The following is a 21,822-nucleotide window of genomic DNA, read 5'->3' as shown; positions in this document are numbered from 1 at the left end:
TTTTTTACTTTTTTATTATACTAAAAAAAATAGTTTTAAAAAGTTTTTATAAAAAAAGTCCAAATGGACTTATTTATGTGGAATTACATGAATATGTGTGTGAAAAACAGTTTGACCAGCTTTAGTTCCAGTATTAACTTGAATTCTAAAATCCGTTATACCGTTTTCAATTAATCTCTCATTAATTAATTTTCTCACAATTCTCATTGCATGAATAAATTCCTCATCAGAATTCTCAATTATATTCTTAGATTCACTTTTAGGAACCACCAAGAAATGTCCTGGTTGCTCGGGATAAGCGTCTAAAAACGCTATTACGACATCGTCCTCATAAATTATTGAAGCAGGAATTTCTCTATCAATTATTTTCTTAAAAATATCCATAATTATTAAATAAAATCACTTCCTTTGAGAGTTTCTTTAAGAATTTCATAAATTAGCTCTAATTTATAACCAATTTTCTTAAATGAACTAATAGCTTTAGTTGTTATTGAACTATCACTGAAACTCAACATAATCATTAATTCTGTCAATTTATTTTTGAAAATTGATTCATCAAATGAAAGAATTTTTTCGACTTTAGTCTTGTCATTTTCTACTTTTTCAATTTCTTTGACGGTTGGAATTATTTGTACGACATAAGCCGCTTTAAGTTTTTTCGACTCTTCATCATAAAGTGAAATTGATGTAGTTAATTTGCCTTCATTGTTTACTGAAACAATTTTTTTATCAGCATTATTTGAATAGAAACCATCTACAACAGAATCTTTATTTTTTGCAATTAATTTACTGAATGTGTAATCTAAGTTGTACTTAGAAGCATTATTAACAACAATTCCTTTATATCCACCAAACTCTGTCAAATATCCTCTATTCGGTAGAAGCAATTCATTTTCTGAAACTCTATAATTTAAGTCATATTTGTCGGCTAATAATTCCTTAAAATCACTTGTTGTGCTAATAATTTTATTTCTTGTAACAAAAATATTTGATGTATTAGTTTCCTCATATTCTCAAACTTGATATGGTTTACTATCTATAATGTAGCTAATTAAATTATAATAATTCAAATCATACTTAGATTTATTTGTTTCAAAGTTTGAATCAAGTTTTTTTAGTTGCTCTTCATTATTGATAGAGAAGTATTTTAACGTTAACAGTGAGTTGTTAATTGTTTTATTAATTTCAGTTTTTCCGTTTTTATAAATCAATTCAAACACTTCAGTTCCTGGTTTAACAGTAGGAATATTAAATGGAACTAATATTTTTTGTTCTTCAGAAGTTAATCAACCTTTTTTATTTCATTCTGCATACATTTTAACAAAGAAATTTGGATCCTTTGATAAATTATTAGAAGCATATATATCAAAGGTTAAAAGAGCTTCTTTATAAAACTTTGATTCTTTATTCTCCAAATAATCAGAAAGTTTTTTTACTTCACTATTTTCTTCACTATATAAGTCTAATAAAACTTTTTCTGTTCAAATTGACTCAGCAATACTTTTGATTTCGTCACTTTTAAAATCATCATCTTGTTTAGTTTTTTCGATTGAATTTTCTACTCTACCACAAGAAACAACACTTAAAGCAGGCAAAATAAGAAGTGATGATGATAAATATTTTATTTTACTCATTATTCATTTTCTCCTTTATCTACATTTAAGTAATTGTTTAATTGATGATATAAAATTTCACCAAATTCTTTTTCAGATAAATTAGGTTTACCTGAGGTTTTGTCATAGTCAATATAAACTTTACCATTTACAAGAGAAATATTATAAACAGAGCCTTTATTCACTAACTCTTTAATTCAGTCATTAACTTTTGAATAAATATTTATTACTTCAGCTTGCTTGTCACCATTTATTAAAATATCATTTGATACAATGGTATTTTTAATATCTTCATCAGTGAACTGACTATTATTTGATGATAATCTTTTATCCGACTTAAGGTATTCTTTAAAATTATTATCTTCTAACATTTTATTTAGAACTACATTTTTATTTTCTAAATCACCGTTAATGATATTAAGCGAATTAAAGTATGGCGTTTTATCATTCGCTACAGCATTTAAGTCATATTTTACTAATTTCATTAAATGATCATAGTCTGTAACTTCATCAAATTTAAATATAGTTAAACCTTTTGAAGTAGGAATTAATTTAGCTTTATCCATTCCATCAATTGAATAAACAATTGAATAGAAGTTTTTGCTGTTTACACTTACAGATAAAACCTTATTATAAAGTTCATTAATTTGTTGATTAAATTCTAAATCACTCATAGAAGTGATTTCACCTTCCATAATACTTATTATTTCAGAAGCCTTATCAATAATTTTATTTTTAATAATGTTTTTTTCTTCTCTAGAACCATTTTTGTATTCTACCGATTCTTTTAGTTCTTTAATTTCGTTTTTAAGATTTTCAATTCTTAATTCTGTCTTTTGGGCAAACTTAAATTCAAATAATGTGTTTAAATTAACAAAAGGTAATTTTGAATCTTTATTTTCAAAAATTTCTGTCATTGTACTTAATGCATAAGCCATATCTTTGTTTTTGGCTAAAGTTAAATAATTCTGTACTCCTAAAGAACCTAGATTATTCTTTACTTCAGAGTCATCTATTGAAAGAAGTTTTAGATAATTTTCATAATTACTTTTAGCACTATTAGAAATAAGGTTATTTTCAAGAAGATAATATTCTAATTTATCAAATTTTTGAATTAAAGTGTAATTAGGAATTAATTCATCATTAATTAATGAGTTAATTAAAAATTGTAAATATTGCTGTTTATCAACTTTGAATGAACCTGTAACAGAATTTTCAAGTACACCCGGTATTGTGAATGTACTTACAACATAATTTTTATTTAATTTATCAAATTCTGTAAAGTAATCTAAAATTGTATCTCAATTTTCAGTTACAAAGCTGCTTGATTTTAATAAAGTTATTTTATTTGAGTTTTTATCAATAAAATAATTTTTTCCTTCAATAAATTGAGGGAAAACTTTTTCCCCTTTTTGGAACATTATTTTTGGTTTTCCTGTAGCTTCATCTACAACATTATTGTTATTTTCATCAACATAATAAATATCACGCATTGCAACTCTATTTACATCATTTTGACTTTTAAAATACGAGTTTGTTGATGATTCAATAGTAAATTTTCTTAAAGCATCTTTTTCAATTGCTTTAATAATCAAATAATCAACTGCTTGTTGTTCTGAAGTGGCATTACCATACTCTTCACTAGTTATAACTGAATTGAATTGTTTTTCTCAATTATCAAATCCATATCCTGCTTGTATTTGTCTTTTTAAATCTTTAATCTTGTTTTCTTGTTCTTTTCTGACTTCATCTAACGATTTAAGAGCAATATCCGTTCTTTCAGTATCTCCTGCATAAAGAGATTCATTTCATAAACGTTGAAATTCTTTAGAAGCTTTAACTTCCTTTTCATAAAGGTAGAAGATTGCTTCTTTATATATTTTTTCTGTGTTTTCACTATTAATATTTTTATTAGCTTCTAATTTTCCTAAAATATCTTCAACATTGATTGGAGTCTTAGAATCATCAGGTTTGACGAATTCAAGAACTTTGTCACTATCACTTAATGCTGGTGTATAGTTAACTTTAACTGTATTAACAGTAACCGGTACAGCAATAGAGGTAGCAACAACCACACCTAAAAGTCCTAAAATAACGTAGGCTTTAGTATTTCTTTTTTTAATAATTTTCGGTTTAGTTCTTTCTAAATGTTTATCATTTTTTTCAGCTAATTTTTCAAAAAATGATTTTTGTTTTTTTGCCATTTTTACCTCAAATCTAATATTTAAAATATATTTTAAAAATTATATAGTATTAATTTTATCTACAAAATCAAAAATATTACTCAAACACTATAAGATATTGAATGATTACAGTTTTTTGTTTAATTTGCTGTAACTCATTTATAATCAAATTAATTATTAAATTTTGTTAATCAATAGCTTACGTAAGGGGTAAATTTATTTAAGAACTTTTTAAAAATAAAAGATTAAAATTTTAGTATGAATCAAAAAAATCCAATACAAAGTATTATTTCTATTTCAAATTACTTAAATGAAAGAAATGTAGATTTTTCTCTCTCTGGTGTTTTATTGGAAAAAAAGTTCTTTAATATGGAATTACAAAATCTTTACCCATTAAAAATATGTATGAATTGAATAGACTTTATTTCTCTTTTAAATGACAATAAAGGTGAATTATCACTAAGAAGAGATGTTATTTCTGATAGTATATTACCTTTTTTTAAAGTCGGAGATGATAGAATTTATATTCAGCTAGCAGTTCAAAGCGATAGGGAGATAGTTAAAAAAATTAAAAGAAGTTTTGTAAAACAACTTTTTAAGACTAGATTTGAAAACAAACATTTTGATAATTTTTATGAAATTGGACATTTAGTTGATGAAATATATAAAAAGGATGGTTCTATATGAATTTTAATAGATGATGAAGAACCAGAATTAAAAATAATAGATAACTTCAATAAGCGAAATATAGAATATTTTGAGTTTGAAGGAAATAAGATTCCTTATTTAAAAAGTATTCTAAAAAAATAAAAAAATATTTGGATTTATCAAAAAACATGTTATCATATTATCAGTGGTTATAGCAAGAGGGATCACCTGATACCATTCCGAACTCAGTAGTTAAGCCTCTTAGTGCCGAAGATAGCCGAAAGGTGAAAATAGGGCGCCGCTGTTTTTTTATTTTAAAAAAGTGTTGTATGTTTATATAAAAATAGTGAAACAATACTGATTCAGTATTGTTATAAATAATTAATAAAATTTATTAAAAAAAACAACAAGTTTTTAGCTTGTTGTATTATTTTTTAAATTTCTTAGAATAAGATAATCTATATCATTTAGTTTTTTTCAATAAATGAATTCCTGTTGTTTCTAAAATTGCTCATATTCCAGATGCAATTCAATAAATTTGAATTCCGGCTGTAAACGCAATCGTAAAGAACAAGAAGACAACCATCATAATTCTTTGTGTCTTTTCTGATTTTTTGATTGCTGCTTTTTGATCAGTTGTCAATCTTTGATTTTCTTTCTTTCTATTAAGAAGTCTAGGAAGAATTTGTGACACAATTTGAACAACAGCTGCTACAACTATAAGAATTAAGTAAGGTCAATGACCTTCAAATACTTTTTGATATGAAGTTGAAGCGAAATTAATTGTTAATCAAAATGTTGACTTAATTTCTGGAGTAATTTGTAAGGCCCTTCAAATAGCAATGAAAATAGGCATTGTTATAATCATATTGGCCATTGAGTCCATTGGATTAATATTATTTTTGCTATATAATGCACTAAGTTCTTGACTTTTGCGTATTTTCATTTGTTTATTATTTTCAAAGCCTTTATATTTAGCTTCAATAGCTGCTTTTTTAACTCTTAAATCATCTTGGATAGATTGAGAGAATCTTGATTTAAATGAAATAGCTAACGCAAGTGTTTTAGTAACAACCACAGCAAAAACAATAATTCAAATTGACCCTCAACCAGCTCAAATAGGTGTAATGATTGACATACTTTGCATTAATGCCGCTAGTGGATAAATGAATAATCCATAGAATGGTCCAAGAGCTCATGAATCACCTCAAGTTGTGAGAACTTTTTGAGCTCTGTCACCAGCATAAGTTAATGATGTAGATTTAATAGCATCATAAGTTTTGAATTTATTGTTATTTTCTCATTCACTTCTATTTATAGATAATTCTAATGGTTTATTAGTTTCTTCTTTATTTGTAGTAGTTGAAGTTGCTCCTTCAACTTTATCTTCATTTTCATTATTTTCAGCTTTAACAACAAAAGAAGTGAAGGTCATTAATTGGTCACTGTTGTATCCAATATTAACAGCAGATAAATATGAACTAATAACTGAATTATATTTATTTAAAATATCATATTGGACTTTTGTTAATTCTGGAATTTCACCATTTACAATTTTGTCATAAATTTTAACTTTAATGAATTCAGATGGTGTTAAACCTTCTAAGTATTGAGTAACATCTCATTTTGAGATAGATTCGTTGTAAAAAGTTTGAAGAATATCTCTTGAGAATTTATCTTTAGGATTTGTAAAATCATTTGAAATTTGTGCAATTCCTGTAATACCAATGATTCTTCCGTGATCACCAAACTCTAAAGTAATGTTTGGAGCACCGCCTGGTTTTAACGAATTACTATCTTTATCTTTAGTTCCAGCTTGAGCTACAAGATAAATATTTGTGAAAGTGTTGATTGGATTATATTCTTGAGCTGTGTCGCTCATGAATAAATAGTTTCCATTTTTTGAGTATAAATAATTTTCTGGTTTTTCACCCAAATATTGTTTATCACTATTTTGGTAAATACTAATAGCAGAAGAATATGAATCATATTTTCCATATTCACCTTTTTCGTTTTTTGTTTTATCTCTTAAATCACTTATTACTTTTTTATCTGTAATTTGTCTGTTAACTAAGTCATCAATTTTGATAACTTCAAAACTTAAATTAGTAGTAGTTTTATCTTCGCTATCACCGCTTGTTGAAGCGATTGTTTCTTTATCAACTTTTAATGTTGTAACATGTGGTGCAACTTTATCTTTATCAAGATAAATTTCAATTGCGTTACCTGTAGTTGTACTTGAAGGTATTACAAATGATTGAACACACCCTGTTAAGGTAAGACCAAAAATAAGAACATATAAGACAATCTTTGTTCAACGTCATATTTTCTTTAATTTTGACTTACGTTTTTCTTTAGGATCTTGACCTTCGGTAAAATAATTAAACTTTTCTGATCTTAAATGACTTTTAGTTTTTTTCATTTAATAATTGTTCCAATAATTTGTGCACCATTTTTTGTTTAACTTCAAAATTTTCCTCAGTTATAAAATTTTTTCTTACAATTATAACAATTTTATATTTCAAATCTTTTATATTAAAACTTTGTAAAATGGCACGCATTTGTCTTTTATAGAAATTTCGTCCAACAGCTTTCTCGAATTTTTTAGGAACAGTAATTCCTATTTTTACTTCAGTATGTGGGACGTAGTGAATAACAGCCATTTTATTAGAAACTTGTAGTTTCGAAAGGATAACACTTTCAAACTCTCAATTTTTCTTTAGCCGATATTTTCTTTTCATTTTGAACTAACTATTTGTCAGAAACAGTTAAGTATTTTCTACCTTTAGCTCTTCTAGCTGCTAAAACTTTTCTACCATTTGCAGTTTTCATTCTAGCTCTAAAACCGTGAACTTTTGCGTGTTTACGTTTGTTAGGTTGATAAGTTCTTTTACTCATATTTATCTCCTTTAAAAATTTCTAAAATAAGCTAATAAATTATAAAACAAAATAAATTTTTATTAAATTAAATATCAAATATAAAAAAGATAATAAAAAATCTTTTAAATATTTAAATTATTATACTATAGAAAGGGTTAAAATAAACAAAAAACGCACCTTAGTGCATTAAATGTTATTTTATTATTTCTAAGCCGTTCATATATGGAACTAAAACCTTTGGAATTGTTAAACTTCCATCTTGATTTTGATAGTTTTCTAAAATTGCAGCAAGAATTCTGTCAATGGCTAATCCAGAACCATTCATTGTGTGAGCATATTGAGTTTCATTGTTTTCATCCCTGTATCTAATCATGGCCCTACGGGCTTGAAAATCACCCATATAACTTACACTTGAAACTTCTCTAAATCTCATTTCACTTGGCAATCATAATTCTAAATCAATCGTTTTTCTTGATGAAAATCCTAAATCACCAGTGCATAAAAGTAATTCTCTGTATGGAATTTCAAGCTTTTCTAAAACGTCTTTAGCATCCTCAAGCATCATTTCAAATTCTTTTATAGCGTCTTTTTCAGATGTCACTTTAACAAGCTCGACTTTTTTAAATTGGTGTTGCCTAATAATGCCTTTGGTATCTTTGCCTGAACTACCAGATTCACTTCTAAAACATTCTGTAAAACCAGTAACTCTAACTGGATTAGTAAGATCAATAATTTCATTATTATGGATGTTTGTAAGTGGAACTTCTGCTGTCGGAATCAAATACAAGTTTCAATCATTTATGCTGAATAAATCTTCCTTGAATTTTGGTAATTGACCTGTACCATAAAGCATTTCTGATTTTACTAAAACTGGTGGAAGAATTTCTGTATATCCCTTAGTTTCGTGTAAATCAAGCATGAAATTCATTAAAGCACGACATAATTTAGCTCCATAATTTGTATATAAAACAAATCTTGAACCACTTAGTTTAGCACCTCTTTCCAAATCAAATAATTTTAATTTTTCAGCTAACTCATAGTGTGGTAAAACACCAGATACTAAACCACGTCCAATTTTATCTCTAGTTCTTAAAACAACATTTGTTGTTTCATCAATTCCTTCAGGAACTTCATCGAGTGGTAAGTTAGGAATTCTTAATAATAATTCATTCAATCTATCATTTAAATTTTTAGTTTTTTCTTCTAAATTTAATTGTTCATCTTTAATTTTTTTAACTTCTTCTTGTAATTGCTTTATTTTTTCTTTATCAGTTTTAAATTCAGAAAATTGTTGAGAAAATTTACTTAATTCAGCTTTCTTTTGTTGACTAGCAAACATAGTTTGTCCACGATCTTTAGCTAATTCAACAGCTTCATCAAAAACAGCTATATCAAAACCTCTTTTTAATAGACTATTTCTTACTTTTTCTTCGTTTTCTAAAATGAATTTAATGTTTAACATATTACTCCCGTCTCAATTAGTATTAATTATACTATTAAGAAATATTTTTAATAGAATTTTGTAAGATGTTATATTTTGTTCTTCTTTACTTTTTTAGTTAATTTTAATAGAATAAGTAAAGAAAAGGTTAAATGTACGATTATCATGATTTATTAGAAATTCTAAAAAAGAACAATTTAAAAAAATCTGACTTAGTATCAAAATTAAAAATATCATCAAGAACTATAGCTGAAATTTCAAAAGGCGAAAAAATATCAAAAGCAGTAATAAATAAATTATGTTTATTTTTAAATTGTAAGGAAGATGGTATTTTTAGAATTATTTAAAAAATAAAGTTTTACAGACACTTAGAGATGAAATGGAATATAAAATAAGGGGTGGACTTTATTATAAACTCCAGATTTTAATGACCCACAATTCCAATCGCAAAGAAGGTAATTCGTTAAATGAAGAGCAAACACGCTTGATATATGAAACAAGAACCTTTGTGAGTAATGATTTATTTAATGTCGATGACATTATCGAAACAAACAATCATTTCAAAGCTATAAATTATTGCATAAACAATTCTGAAAAAGAATTAAATGAAGAGTTCATAAAACAGTTACATTTTATTCTTAAAACACAAAATCATAGTCATGTGTTTACTTCACATGATTTTATTTTTTAATAGTGTTAATAATTTCATATTATTTAAAATTACTAAATTAGTATAATAATTTTATGGAAATTAAAAAAATTAAAAAAGTTATTATCCCTTGCGCTGGGTGGGGGACTAGATTTTTACCTTATACCAAAAGCACTCCAAAAGAATTATTACCAATTTTAAATAAACCTGCTCTTGATTATCTTGTTGATGAAGCAATTCAATCCGGTATTGAAGAAATTATTTTAATTACCAGCTTTAGAAAAAAAGATATTGTTAAGTACTTTTCTGTCGATCAAAGCTTACAAAATGAGTTAAGGGTCAAAGGTAAAAAAGAGTTATTAAAAATTGTTAAAGAAACAAACAAAGAAGCTTTAATTTCAGTTGTTATTCAAGAAGAACAACTTGGTTTAGGACACGCTTTAGCTTGTGCCTATGATTATATTGATGATGAACCTTTTGCTGTTATTTTAGGTGATGACTTAATTTATTCTGAAAAGCCGGCTATAAAACAACTTATAGATTTTTATTATGAAACTAATGGAGCTAATATTTTAGGTGTTCAATCAGTTCCTAATAAGGATGTAAATAAGTATGGTATTGTGGTTCCAAAAAACAATGACGAAAGAGAAAATAATTACTTTGAAATAAAAGATGCTGTAGAAAAACCTCGCGTAGATGAAGCTCCCTCAAATAAAGCTATTTTAGGCCGTTATGTTTTTAACCCAAGAATTTTAGATTATTTAAAAAATACTAAACCAAGTGTTAATGGTGAAATTCAAGTTGTTGATGCTTTTAAGAGAGTTATGAAATATGAAAAAATATTTGCATATGAATTTCAAGGAACACGCTATGATTTAGGAAGTATTTCTGGATTTGTTAAAGCGAATATTGATTATGCATTAAAAAATAATGAAATTTCTGGTGAAATTTATAATCATATTAATAAGGTTTTAGAGGATAAAAAATGCTAGATGAAATAAAAATTATTAAAACAGCTAAAGATTTAGATCTTTCGTTTGATTTCAAAATAACAAGTTTTAATGAAAGAACTTTTGAAATAAATATTGAAGGAATTTTTAGAAATTTAGAATTTAACGAAAAATATTGTGAATGATTTATGGAAGATTTAATTGATTTCTTATTATCAAATAAATATCAATTAAGATGAGATATAGGTTTAATTAACTTACACAATAGTAAAAATTTAAAATTAAATAATGAAGAAATAAAAAAACTTGCTTCCTTTTTTAATGAAAAAGTTACAAGTTTTGATGTTAAAATCATTGATTAACCACTTAAGTGGTTTTTATTTTTTTAAAACTCAAAATGTGGTGTTATTACCAAATTCTTGGACAACTTCATCTTCTTCGGTCAATTCATCTCTCGTGATATATTCGAGAATTTTAAATTTTGTATTTTTTGTTATAAATTCAATCATTTCTTCATTGGATGTATATCTAATAAATCCATCCACACCATCAAAGTTATAAGTTGTATCGCCAAATTTTTCCAAATTTTTATCTTGTTTATTTAATTCTCATTTAGATAATTCTTTGTCAAAAAAATCTTTAATATACGAACCACTATCACGATTAGTTGCAGTGATAATTGCTATTCCATTTTTATTTAGAACTTTATAAATTTCTTTTAGCACTTTAATTCTTTTTCGTTCGGTAGGAATACACATAATTCCATTAAAACTATAAAACGCTAGATCAATCGATTCTTTTTCAATCTTAGAAGTTAGAACTGAAGAATCAAGGTGTAAAAATACAATTTCTTCTCTTTTTTCATGTTCATTTATCAATTGTGCGATAAAAATAAACTTTTTACTTAAATCATTTGCATATATTTTTTCAAAACCAAAATTCTTAAGATTAAAAGGAATTCTACCGACACCTGTTCCTAAATCTAGAAAAACTTTTTTATCTTTTTTATATTTATCTATTAATATTCTTTCAGAGTTTCATAACCCTACATTAGACAAAGAATTAGCATAAATTTCAATTGCTTTTTCAGTATCATAAACATTATTAAATAATGCATTTAAATCTTTAGACATGTTTAAATTTTATCAAAGAAGTTTAACTATAAATTAAAATGAAAACCAGCTATTAGCTGGCTTATTATCTGATTAAGCTTTTTTGAAATTTCAACGTCAGAATAATAATTTTTCTAAAGTTTCATCATACAATGGATCAATTAAACATGTTTCTTCTTCATCTCTGTGAGCTAAAGCATAATCAATAATTAATGATAAATCATTAACCACAATTTCTTTTACTTCTTTAGCACTAAATCATTTTGATTTAACTTCTTTAATTATAGATAATTCTTTCATTTCTTCAAACGAACCCAAGGCTAAGTTATCTAACATAACCAATTTTTCAGCATAACTATCTGTAAAATCATTTATATCTTCATATAATTTATCTAATTGTTTGTGTAATGTAAAAAACTCTTCACTTACATTTCAGTGCAAATTCTTCACTTTTAAAGCTAAAGTTCCAAAACTTGCTTGTAAAACTCTTAAATTTTTCATATTTATCTCCTTTATTTACCTAGACAAAAATTAGAGAACATTGCATCTAATAAATCTTCTTTGTCAGCAACACCGGTAATCTCTTTTAATGATTCCCAAGCTTTAGTAATATCAACAATAATAACATCAAAAGTCATATTGTAATTCAAACTATTCAAGGCATCTCCTAAGCTATTAAATGCAGATTGAACCAAAGATAATTGTCTAGTATTCGTTAGCATTATATCATTTTCGATATCTATATCCTTAAATAAATTAATCATTTCGTTTTTAAGATCTTCTATATCTTCATTTAACGCTGAAATATAGGTTAATTTATCTATTTTTAGATCTGAAAAAATTTTTTCAGTTTCTTCTTTAGTAGAAATATCCTTTTTATTAGCAACAGGAATATAAATTTTATTTAATTCATTTGCTTTTTCTTTTATCATTAAATCAAAATTATCATTTTTTTGTTTTGGATCCATAACATGTATCAATAAATCGGCACGTTCAATTTGTTCAAGTGATTTTTTAATTCCAATACTTTCAATTTTTTCATCAGTTTCGCGTAACCCGGCTGTATCAATTAATTTAAATAAAATTCCATCTAATTGAATGTTTTCTTCAATAATATCTCTAGTTGTGCCAGCAATATCAGTTACAATTGCCTTTTCTTCATTTAATAATGCATTTAATAAGCTACTTTTACCGACATTAGGTTTTCCTAAAATAGCCACTTTTACACCATCAAAAATTAATCTTGAGTTTTGACTTATTACAACAATTTCTTTAAGTTTTTTAATTAATTCACCTAATTTATCTTTCATTATTTCATCATCAACTTTTTCAAGGTCATCATATTCAGGATAATCAATATTTACTTCACATAAACCAATAAGATATTCAATATCTTTTATTAAATTGTTAATTAATTTTGATGTATTGCCATCAAATTTTTTTATAGCTGCACTAGCTTGTTTTTTTGTTTTAGCCATAATTAAATCATGAACAGCTTCAGCTTTAACCAAATCTATTTTCCCATTCAAGAATGCTCGTCTTGTAAATTCCCCTGGTAAGGCTAATCTAGCTCCATAACTTAATATTATTTCTAAAATCAAATTAGTTACCAAAATTCCACCATGACAATTTATTTCTACTAAAGTGTCGCCGACATAATTATTAAAAACAATATTGTTTTTAGAATCTTGTTTACCTATAAATCACATAACTAAAACTTCATCAACTATATTGTTAAATTTATCTAAAATGTGACCGTATGTTATTTCGTGATCTCTGCCAATTCTTCCTTTAAAAATTTTGTTCATTATATTAATTGTTTCAGGACCACTAATTCTTATTATTGATATTGGTTGATTAACTTTATTTCCAGAACTTATTGCAGCTATTGTATCAAACATTTTACTCCTTTGTTATATTTAACAATTATAAATAAATTTTAATTTTTGTGACTTTTAATAACATAGTTATGAACAAAAAATATACATATATAAATATATTGTTAACAACTATATAATAATACTATTTTATAGTAGTATAAGATGTTAATAAATTAGGTAAAAATTGTTATAAAAACACTTTATTAACAATATTTTTTATTTTTTTATTATTTGCTTTAAAATTAAATAATAATGGATAATAAATTAGGATTAAATATTGTTGCAAATAAGAAAAAATTCATTGACTCTGCAAAAGAAAAAATTGATGATAGAATGATTTGAAAAACTTTTCTAAATAATCTTGATCTAGTTGAGTTAGACAACTCGGTTTTAGGAATAGTTTTTTCTGTTGATTCTGAAATGATTAAAATTTTTAATGATCATTATAAAGATATAATAACTGAAGTTGTTAGTGATTTTTTTGGATATGGATGTGTTTATAAATTTTTGACAGTAGAAGAATTCAAAAATAACAAAAAAGAGAAAAAAATATCATTAAAAAATGAAAAAATTAAAAAAGATAAAGAAGAAGATTTTATAAAAAATATTAAAGTGGATTTGAAAAATGACACTATTAATGAAAAATATTCTTTATCAAATTACATTGAAAGTGATTTTAATAAAGAAGCTATTAAAGCTTGTATGTTTACATTAAATGGAATTAATGAATTTAATCCTATTTATATTTCCTCTTTATCAGGTTTAGGAAAAACTCATTTACTTAAGGGTGTTCAACTTGAATTTGAAAAGGAAAAGAAAAAAACAATTTATGTAAATCCGGTTGAATTCACACGTAACATTTCAACATATTTGGCTGAAAATAATCAATTAAAAATTTCAAAATTAATTAGTTTTTATTCTGACTGTGACTTGATTCTTTTTGATGATTTTCAAATTTTTGGTGAAGGTAATAAAAAAGCAACAATAAATTTTATTTTTCAAATTATAGACTATAGAATTCAATATGAAAAACCTACGATAATTGCTAGTGAATACCCATTAGAAAAATTAAAAGGTTTATTTGATAACAGGATTATTACTAGATTAGCTTCTGGTTTCCAAAGCCAGATCAAAATCCCTTCAGATCATGACTTAACCACAATTTTAGATGCTTTGCTTGAAAAAAATGAATTTGATAAAGAAAAATTTGATGAAAAAACCAGAACATTTATTATAAAAAATTTTCAAGCTTCAATAAGATCTTTAGAGGGTGCAATAAATAGAATTAAATTTTATAAGAGTGACATATTAAATTCAAATTATATTTATCCAGTGGTTGCTTCAATATTTAAGGAAGTTATAAAAAATAAAGAGAATATAACTCCAGACTTAATAATTGATGAAGTGTGCAAGTATTACAAAATATCAAAAAAAGAGATAGTTGGCAAGAAACGCAATAAAAATATAGTAACAGCAAGGCATATTGCTATGTGTTTGATAAGAGATAATCTCAAAATTTCTCTTGAGGAAATTGGTTCTTATTTTGCTAGGGATCATTCAACAGTCACAAACGCTCTTAAAAAGAAAGATGAAGAAAATTCAAATACTTTTAAAATGGCTTATAACTACTTAAATAACGAACTATACAAAATTAAATAACGAATTTATCAACAAGTAATTTTCATAAAAAACAGTATTTTTAGATAAAAAAAATATCAAAATTATTGTTTTTATTATTTATCAACAAAATAACGATTATATATTAATTATATATTTAGGAGATTGAAATGAAATTCACAATCAAAAAAAATATTTTAGACCAAACAATAGAATTTGTAAGTAGATATGTAGATCCAATTAATGTTTTTATGCCTTTCCGTTGTGTAAAAATCGATGTTTCTTTCGATAAAATAACTTTTGTTGCATCTAACGGCTTAATGTCAACTAAAAAAATACTAAAAGTAGACGAAATTAATATAAAAGTAGAAGTTCCTGGAACTATATTAATTAATAATCAGTATTTTAAAAATATTATTAAAAAGTTAAATAATGAAATTTCAATAGAATCAAATGGAAAAATAATTAAAATTTGGGAGAATGAAATATCTTACACTTTAAATTGTATTGATGTTGAATTTCCTAATATTGATTTCAAAAAACCAGAAAACAGTTTTGAAATAAATACAAGCAAATTAGAGAAAGCTATAAAAAATGTTTCGTTTTCTGCTTCAAGTGAAACAAGCGGAAAAAGTTTAATATTAAAATGCATCAATTTCTCAAGTAAAAATGATATTTTAAGGTTGGTTGCAACAGATACATTTAGACTTTCAACTGAAACAATTAAAATAAACAAACATATTAATGTTAATTTTTCAATTGAGAGTAAAAACATTAGGAACATGATAACAAAAGAAGCACCAAAGAATGTAATTATGTTTTTAGATGAATCAAAAGTAGGAATAGTATATGAAAATACTATAATTCAATCTTCAATCGTTGATGTTCCTTTTGTATCATTCGAAGGAATTATTCCGACTGAATTTAGTAGAAAAATTAGTATTAAAAAATCTGATTTACTTGATTTATTAAATAAAGTTGTTTTCATACAACAAGAAAAATATAATAGAGTTGAATTCAAAATCAACAAAGATTTATTAACTCTCTCAACTAATTTAAGTGATATTGGTCAATCGACTGGTTCTACAACTGAGTTTGAATTAATTGGAGATCCTATAGATATAGATTTTAATTATGTTTTTATTAAAGATGCATTAACTGCTTTTGAAAATGACGAAATAAATTTATGTATTAATAAAAATGGTAATATAATGTTAATTGTAAGTAAATCTAATGAAAATAATAAACAAGTAATTACACCTTTAAGAAGATATTAAGGAGACTTATGACAGTAAAAATTTATGGTGATTCGATCAAAGTAAGTCAATTTCTCAAAAAAATTCAAGAAACTAGTACAGGCGGAGAATCTAAAAATTTTCTTAAAGTAAATAAAGTTATCATTAATGGTAATGAAGCAAAAGGACGTAGTTCTAAAATTAAACCAGGTGATATTGTTTGAGTAAATGATTCATTATTCAAAATAGAAAGTGAAGAATAGCGGAAGCTATTTTTATTTTTTAAAAAAATCACAGAGAGAAGATTCTGTGATATATTTTGAAAATTTATAATATTTCAATTCCATTATTATTAAAGTATTTAACATTATTTTCATCTCAAAGTGAAACTTGAACTTCGGCGATATGTTTTTTTTCAAGTAAAAACATAGATAAACGACTTTGACCGATTCCTCCACCGATTGTAAAAGGCAATTTATTTTCTAAAATCATATAGTGATATTCTTTTATGAAATCATCTGATTTATTTAATTTTTCTTTTTGTTTTAATAATGAATTTTTATCTACTCTTATACCCATTGAACTGATCTCTATACAGTCATCATTAATTTTGTCATAAAATAACAGATCTCCATTTAAATTTCAATCATCATAATCAAAAGCTCTTTTTGAATGCTCTAAACCATCTCCTAATTTATCACCAATGCCATAAACAAAAACAGCACCATATAATTTAACTATTTCTTTTTCTCTTTGTTCTGGAGTTAAATTAGGATACAAATTATAAAGTTCAAAACTTGAAATAAATTTAATACTTTTAGGTAATTTTTCTTTTAATTCGATGTATTCGATGTTAAGTTTTCTTTCAGTGTGTAAAATTGATTTGTAAATTTTTTTAACAACATTAAATAAGAATTCGAGATTTCTATCAGATTCTTTTATTATCATTTCTCAATCTCATTGGTCTACATAAAGAGAATGTTTATTATCTAAGTCTTCTTCCCTTCGAATTGCATTCATATCTGTTCAAATACCTTCATAAACATCGAATTTATATTTATTTAACGCCATTCTTTTTCATTTAGCCAACGAATGAACTATTTCAATATCTTGATCAATTGTTTTAGCCTTGAAAATTACTGGTTTTTCACCATTTAAACCATCATTTATTTTACTATTAGAAAAAACAAATAAAGGTGCTGAAACCCTTGTTAAATTAAGGTTTTTATGTAATTCTTTAGTAAAAGTAAATTTTAGTAATTCAATAGCTTTTTGTGTGTTTTTAATATCCAATTTTGATTTATACATAACTAAATTTTACTAAAAATTGAAAATAATAACTTTATTTACAAAATAGTTTAAAATAAAAAATTATGATTAATTTAATAGGTAAATTTATCAAGTATATAATTAAGCATGAAGGTGGAAATTATGCTCTTTTAACTTTTAAATCTTTTAAAGATGGAAAAGTAGCTGACAACTATACAATTTATTGTACAAAAAACATCCCAGAGCTTAATAAAACATATTCCATTTGAGTTGAAAAAAACCAAAAATACGATGGTAGATATACCCTTATTAAATTTGAAAAAATTTTAAATGATTCTTACGAAATTTATAATTTTTTAGCAGATAATAATGTAAATAAAATAACAATTAAATATTTAAAAGACACTTATGCGGAAAAATTATTAACCTTATTTCAAGAAGAAAATCCCGCATTAATTACCGATTTAAGAAATAATTTTTCAGGAATTTATGAGTTACTAAAATCGAATTCAGAATTATTGAATGAAGAAAAATTATTTGAAGAAAATGGATTAAACGCAATTACAGATTACATTAAAGAAAAAATCTTTCATAACCCAAATGCTATATTAAAAAATGAATTTGTAAAAATAAATCCATATAAATTAGTTTACGATTATCCAATCCCTATCGTGAAATTAGACGAATTAGTTAAACTTTTAGAAATTAAAAGTTCTGATGAATTGATTAATCTTGATTTAGAAAGAGTTTGTGCTTACATTTATTCGTTGATAATTTATGAACAACAAAGAAATAATGATACTTTTTACGAATTAGAAAGAATTTATAAAAGAAGTAAAAATTATGCTTCATTTGATATTCCGGTTTTTAATGATGCGATAGATTATGGAATAAACAAAAAATATTTTTTAATAGAAGAAATTGAATCTAAAATTTATATTTCTTTAACTTCAACTAAAGAAGAAGAAGAATCTATTAGCGAAATAATAAGTAAAATAAATAGTTCAGAATTATTAAAAATCGAAGTTAACAATCTATATTTAAATGAATTAGATGAATCTCAAAAGAAAGCTTTTGCAAATGTATGAGATAGTAACATAACCATTATTTCTGGTGCACCAGGAACAGGAAAAACATTTTTAATTGCAAAAATTATAGAGAATTTAAAACATAATAAATTAACAGACGAAAATAAAGTTGTTGTTTTAGCTCCAACAGGTAGAGCTGCATCAAATGTCAGTTTAAAAGCTAAGGTTAAGTGCAAAACAATTCATAGTTACTTGAAAATTGATGAAGATGACGCCGATATTTCAGCAAATATCAATGATTTAAATCAAAAAGAAATTTTAATCATTGATGAATTCTCGATGGTAAATCAAAAAATATTTTATAAATTGTTATATAACTCAAAAAATTTAAAGAAGATTATTTTAATTGGTGATATAAATCAACTTCCATCAATTTCTTGTGGTAATTTATTAAAGGATTTTATTGACTCTAAAGTAATAACAACTTGTTTTTTGAATCTTAATCATAGAAGTGAATATAAAGAAATTCCTGAACATTTTAATACAATTATTAATTCAAACAAAAACCCATTATTTGATCAAGAAGTTGTAAAAATAATAGAAGCTGATAGTGAAGAATTTAATCAAAAAGTTGTCGAACAGTATGTTAAAAAAGTAAAAGAATTTTCGATAGAAGATGTTGTTATTTTAATACCAACATATAAAACAGAATTTGGGATTAATGAAATAAATAATTTAATTCAAGCTAAATTAAATCCTAAAGGCAAGGTTGTGACTCAAACAACAAGTCTTCAAACGAAAATAGAATTTAGAATTGGTGATAAAGTAATCCAGACTGAAAATAGATATGAAGATAACGTTTTTAACGGTGATATAGGATATATAACTAAAGTAGAAAATGGAACTAAAAAAAATGGTGAAGATTCGAAATACGGAAAGAAAATTACCGTTGAATTTAATTCATTAGATGGTGAAGTTAAAAAAGTCACATATAATGAAAGTGTTTTTAAATCGCAAATTAATCTTGCTTATGCTATAACTATTCATAAATTCCAAGGTAGTGAATCTGAATGTGTAATTTTCCCATTTAATCCTGTTTATGATTTTATGTTAAATAAAAAACTAATTTATACAGCTGTTTCAAGAGCTCGTAAAAATTTAATTATTATTGGTAATTATAATTATTACATTAATAAAGTTGTAGAACAAAGAGAAAAAGAAATGAAAGTTAATACAAAGATGAAAAACCTTTTAATAAAAGGTTTTAGAATAAGATAAATGCAATTAATTTTGCATTTTTATATTAAAAAAGTGCAATAACGCACTTTAATTATCAAATTTCTAACATTTCTTCTTTAGGAAGATACATTTTGTCATTTTCTGTAATATCAAATTCTTCTTGGAATTCTGCTGAATTCATTAAATGAACATTAGCTCTTAATTTAGCTGGAGCGTGAACGTCCACACTTAAAAGAAGTTTAATGTATTCGTCGCTTGATTTAAATCTTCAAATTCTTGCTCATGATTCAAAGAAATCTCTTCTATTAAAATCACTTCTTCTGCTTGCGGCTTCATAAGCACATTGGAAACCACCACAGTCAGCAATATTTTCTGATGCTGTTAAAGTACCATTACATTTTTGTTCACTAATAACTTCTCTTCCATCAAATAATCTAATAATATGTTCAATTTTTTTATTGAATTTTGCTAAATCGTTTTCTGTTCATCAATTATTTAAATTACCATCTGAATCGAATTGTGAACCATTATTGTCAAAAGCATGAGATATTTCATGAGCTATAACAGCACCAATTCCACCGAAGTTAGCAGCTGAACTATTTTTTGGTGAGTAGAATGGGTATGAAAGAATAGCAGATGGGAAAACAATATGGTTCTTCATTGGATTGTAATATGCGTTAACAGTTGCAGGTGACATGCTTCAATATTTTGGATTTGTTTCTTCTAAATATTTTTTAAATGAGAATTTATTTCTAACTGCATTTAATTCAAAAATATTTTCGACAAGAGATTTGCTTTCATTGATAAATAAATGATCATAAACAGGTTGAAGTTCTTCGGGATAAGCAACCATATATTCAATTTTGCTTAATTTTTCTAAAGCTTTTTCAATTGTTTTTCTTTCAAGTCAGCTATTTGATTCAAGTCTTTCTTTATAAACTTGAATCATTTCTTCGATCATTTTTTCTACTTCCTTTTTATTTTCTTCACCAAAATATGTTTTGGCGTAGTAAATACCAAAAGGAATTGAATAATATGCTAGCGCTGAATTTACAGAATATTTAAGTAATGATTTTGCTTCTTTTGTTCCACTTAAAAATCTACTAAATTCCCCAGAAATAATTCTTGATTCTTCATTTAAAAATGGCGCAACTTTTAATAAGTTAAAGACAAATAAAGCTGATTTATAGATTTTAAAGTTATTTTCGTTAAAAATATTTTTAAATACCGGAAAAATTTTTTCATTAGGGAAAATTACCTTATTAATAGGTTTGTTTTCAACTAATACAGAAGCATGGTTAATTAAATCAAAACCAATAAAGTATTTTTTGATTTCTTCTTGATTTAATGGGTTATAAAGTTTTGTGTACTGTGCCATCTCAACACTGTTTTTTGAAGATTCAACTAATAATGAATCAAATTTAATTGCATCGTCTAAAAGTTTTTCGCTTTCTTCTTCAGTTTTTCCATATTTAATCAACAATTTTTTAACCATTGATTTTCATGCATTTAATTTTTTATCCCTATTTTCGACATCTTCATAATCAGTTTTATCCGGAAGAATTAGTCCAGGAGTTTCAGCTCACAAGACATTCATTTTACTGTTTTTCATGTCTTCAGCAACACCAAAATCAACAGGTAAGTAAGTGAAATCTCTTTGAAACTCAATGAATTTTTCATTTAATTCATCAAACGATTCTAATTCTTCGATTTTAGATAAAATTTTATGTGCTGGTTTATATGAATCTTGTGCTCTTTGATCAACGTTGTAAAATTTTCTAAATAATTTTATATATTCTTTAATGTATTTGTTATCAGGCATTTCTTTTGAACCATCAGCAAAACCTAACGTTAAATCAATAATTAATTTTTCGATGGCTAAATCTAATTCTCCAAAACCTGAAATTGAAGGTCTATCTGAAGGAATTTGTGTTTTTTCAAGTCATTCGTGATTTATATGATTAAAAAAATCATTTTTTAAACTATTTTTATTCATTTTTCTCCTTAATATAAGTTATAACATTTATATTTTAAATTAAATAAGCAATAAATTACATAAAAATATTTTTTTATTATAA

Annotated in this window: 21 protein-coding genes and 1 rRNA gene; 10 read left to right on the top strand and 12 right to left on the bottom strand. The window is 25.0% G+C overall.

The window, feature by feature from the left end; translation table 4 throughout:
* Positions 1-69 precede the first annotated feature (69 nt).
* The 3 genes from hinT to FOY43_RS03050 are packed head-to-tail and all read right to left on the bottom strand — an operon-like array spanning position 70 to position 3,817.
* Positions 70-384 carry a histidine triad protein HinT gene (gene hinT / locus FOY43_RS03060; RefSeq protein WP_146309070.1) on the bottom strand — a complete coding sequence of 105 codons (315 nt, stop codon included), beginning with the start codon at positions 382-384 and terminating at the stop codon, positions 70-72.
* A gap of 5 nt (positions 385-389) precedes the next feature.
* Positions 390-1,634, bottom strand: a complete 1,245-nt coding sequence (locus tag FOY43_RS03055) for a HinT-interacting membrane complex lipoprotein P60 (protein ID WP_146309069.1) — start codon at positions 1,632-1,634, stop codon at positions 390-392.
* A complete protein-coding gene (locus tag FOY43_RS03050) occupies positions 1,634-3,817 on the bottom strand; it encodes a HinT-interacting membrane complex protein P80 (RefSeq protein ID WP_146309068.1) in 2,184 nt (727 codons plus the stop codon). The genes FOY43_RS03055 and FOY43_RS03050 overlap by 1 nt, the downstream gene beginning before the upstream one ends.
* Before the next feature lie 237 nt (positions 3,818-4,054).
* Here FOY43_RS03050 and FOY43_RS03045 point away from each other — a divergent pair, with 237 nt between their 5' ends.
* Both FOY43_RS03045 and rrf read left to right on the top strand, forming a co-directional pair.
* The gene (locus FOY43_RS03045; protein ID WP_146309067.1) at positions 4,055-4,606 is read left to right on the top strand and encodes a hypothetical protein; all 552 of its coding nucleotides are present in this window, start codon (positions 4,055-4,057) and stop codon (positions 4,604-4,606) included.
* Between the two features lie 39 nt (positions 4,607-4,645).
* Positions 4,646-4,751, top strand: a 5S ribosomal RNA gene (gene rrf / locus FOY43_RS03040).
* Between the two features lie 120 nt (positions 4,752-4,871).
* Here the strand turns inward: rrf and yidC are convergent.
* The 4 genes from yidC to serS form a co-directional block, all read right to left on the bottom strand.
* Positions 4,872-6,866, bottom strand: coding sequence for a membrane protein insertase YidC (gene yidC, locus FOY43_RS03035; protein ID WP_146309066.1), 1,995 nt, complete (start codon positions 6,864-6,866; stop codon positions 4,872-4,874).
* Complete coding sequence (rnpA, locus tag FOY43_RS03030; RefSeq protein WP_146309065.1) at positions 6,853-7,185, bottom strand: ribonuclease P protein component; 333 nt, start codon at positions 7,183-7,185, stop codon at positions 6,853-6,855. The genes yidC and rnpA overlap by 14 nt, the downstream gene beginning before the upstream one ends.
* A 10-nt stretch (positions 7,186-7,195) precedes the next feature.
* Positions 7,196-7,342 (bottom strand): 50S ribosomal protein L34, encoded by a 147-nt coding sequence (gene rpmH, locus FOY43_RS03025; protein ID WP_146309064.1) that lies wholly within the window; start codon positions 7,340-7,342, stop codon positions 7,196-7,198.
* 175 nt (positions 7,343-7,517) lie between these two features.
* The gene (gene serS / locus FOY43_RS03020) at positions 7,518-8,786 is read right to left on the bottom strand and encodes a serine--tRNA ligase (protein WP_146309063.1); all 1,269 of its coding nucleotides are present in this window, start codon (positions 8,784-8,786) and stop codon (positions 7,518-7,520) included.
* A 131-nt stretch (positions 8,787-8,917) separates the two neighbouring features.
* On the opposite strand from serS, the gene FOY43_RS03015 reads away from it, so the two are divergent.
* The 4 genes from FOY43_RS03015 to FOY43_RS03000 are packed head-to-tail and all read left to right on the top strand — an operon-like array spanning position 8,918 to position 10,726.
* Entirely contained in the window at positions 8,918-9,112 is a 195-nt protein-coding gene (locus tag FOY43_RS03015) for a helix-turn-helix domain-containing protein (protein WP_146309062.1), read from the top strand.
* A 32-nt stretch (positions 9,113-9,144) separates the two neighbouring features.
* Complete coding sequence (locus FOY43_RS03010; RefSeq protein WP_146309061.1) at positions 9,145-9,456, top strand: hypothetical protein; 312 nt, start codon at positions 9,145-9,147, stop codon at positions 9,454-9,456.
* A 53-nt stretch (positions 9,457-9,509) separates the two neighbouring features.
* A complete protein-coding gene (locus tag FOY43_RS03005) occupies positions 9,510-10,406 on the top strand; it encodes a UTP--glucose-1-phosphate uridylyltransferase (protein ID WP_146309060.1) in 897 nt (298 codons plus the stop codon).
* Positions 10,400-10,726 carry a hypothetical protein gene (locus FOY43_RS03000; RefSeq protein ID WP_146309059.1) on the top strand — a complete coding sequence of 109 codons (327 nt, stop codon included), beginning with the start codon at positions 10,400-10,402 and terminating at the stop codon, positions 10,724-10,726. Before FOY43_RS03005 ends, FOY43_RS03000 begins: the two co-directional genes overlap by 7 nt.
* A gap of 15 nt (positions 10,727-10,741) precedes the next feature.
* Here the strand turns inward: FOY43_RS03000 and FOY43_RS02995 are convergent, their stop codons facing one another.
* From FOY43_RS02995 to mnmE, 3 genes are all read right to left on the bottom strand, one after another.
* The gene (locus tag FOY43_RS02995; protein WP_146309058.1) at positions 10,742-11,497 is read right to left on the bottom strand and encodes a class I SAM-dependent methyltransferase; all 756 of its coding nucleotides are present in this window, start codon (positions 11,495-11,497) and stop codon (positions 10,742-10,744) included.
* 72 nt (positions 11,498-11,569) lie between these two features.
* The gene (locus tag FOY43_RS02990) at positions 11,570-11,977 is read right to left on the bottom strand and encodes a ferritin-like domain-containing protein (protein ID WP_146309057.1); all 408 of its coding nucleotides are present in this window, start codon (positions 11,975-11,977) and stop codon (positions 11,570-11,572) included.
* Positions 11,978-11,988: 11 nt separating this feature from the next.
* Positions 11,989-13,377, bottom strand: a complete 1,389-nt coding sequence (mnmE, locus tag FOY43_RS02985; protein ID WP_146309056.1) for a tRNA uridine-5-carboxymethylaminomethyl(34) synthesis GTPase MnmE — start codon at positions 13,375-13,377, stop codon at positions 11,989-11,991.
* 231 nt (positions 13,378-13,608) lie between these two features.
* Between mnmE and FOY43_RS02980 the strand changes: the two genes are divergently transcribed.
* From FOY43_RS02980 to FOY43_RS02970, 3 genes are all read left to right on the top strand, one after another.
* Complete coding sequence (locus FOY43_RS02980) at positions 13,609-15,015, top strand: helix-turn-helix domain-containing protein (protein ID WP_146309055.1); 1,407 nt, start codon at positions 13,609-13,611, stop codon at positions 15,013-15,015.
* A gap of 128 nt (positions 15,016-15,143) precedes the next feature.
* Positions 15,144-16,250, top strand: coding sequence for a DNA polymerase III subunit beta (gene dnaN / locus FOY43_RS02975; protein ID WP_146309054.1), 1,107 nt, complete (start codon positions 15,144-15,146; stop codon positions 16,248-16,250).
* An 8-nt stretch (positions 16,251-16,258) separates the two neighbouring features.
* The gene (locus FOY43_RS02970; RefSeq protein WP_146309053.1) at positions 16,259-16,471 is read left to right on the top strand and encodes an RNA-binding S4 domain-containing protein; all 213 of its coding nucleotides are present in this window, start codon (positions 16,259-16,261) and stop codon (positions 16,469-16,471) included.
* Positions 16,472-16,535: 64 nt separating this feature from the next.
* On the opposite strand, the gene FOY43_RS02965 is transcribed toward FOY43_RS02970, so the two are convergent.
* Positions 16,536-17,516: an aspartate--ammonia ligase gene (locus tag FOY43_RS02965; RefSeq protein ID WP_146309052.1), complete on the bottom strand. Its 981-nt coding sequence runs from the start codon at positions 17,514-17,516 to the stop codon at positions 16,536-16,538.
* A 65-nt stretch (positions 17,517-17,581) separates the two neighbouring features.
* Between FOY43_RS02965 and FOY43_RS02960 the strand changes: the two genes are divergently transcribed.
* Complete coding sequence (locus tag FOY43_RS02960) at positions 17,582-19,783, top strand: AAA family ATPase (RefSeq protein WP_146309051.1); 2,202 nt, start codon at positions 17,582-17,584, stop codon at positions 19,781-19,783.
* A gap of 52 nt (positions 19,784-19,835) precedes the next feature.
* Here the strand turns inward: FOY43_RS02960 and FOY43_RS02955 are convergent, their stop codons facing one another.
* Positions 19,836-21,740 (bottom strand): M13 family metallopeptidase, encoded by a 1,905-nt coding sequence (locus FOY43_RS02955; protein WP_146309050.1) that lies wholly within the window; start codon positions 21,738-21,740, stop codon positions 19,836-19,838.
* Between the last annotated feature and the right edge of the window lie 82 nt (positions 21,741-21,822).

This window comes from Mycoplasma anserisalpingitidis (assembly GCF_007858495.1).
GTDB classification, from domain to species: Bacteria; Bacillota_I; Bacilli_A; order Mycoplasmatales; family Metamycoplasmataceae; genus Mycoplasmopsis; species Mycoplasmopsis anserisalpingitidis_A.
This window is presented reverse-complemented; position numbering and strand designations above follow the sequence as displayed.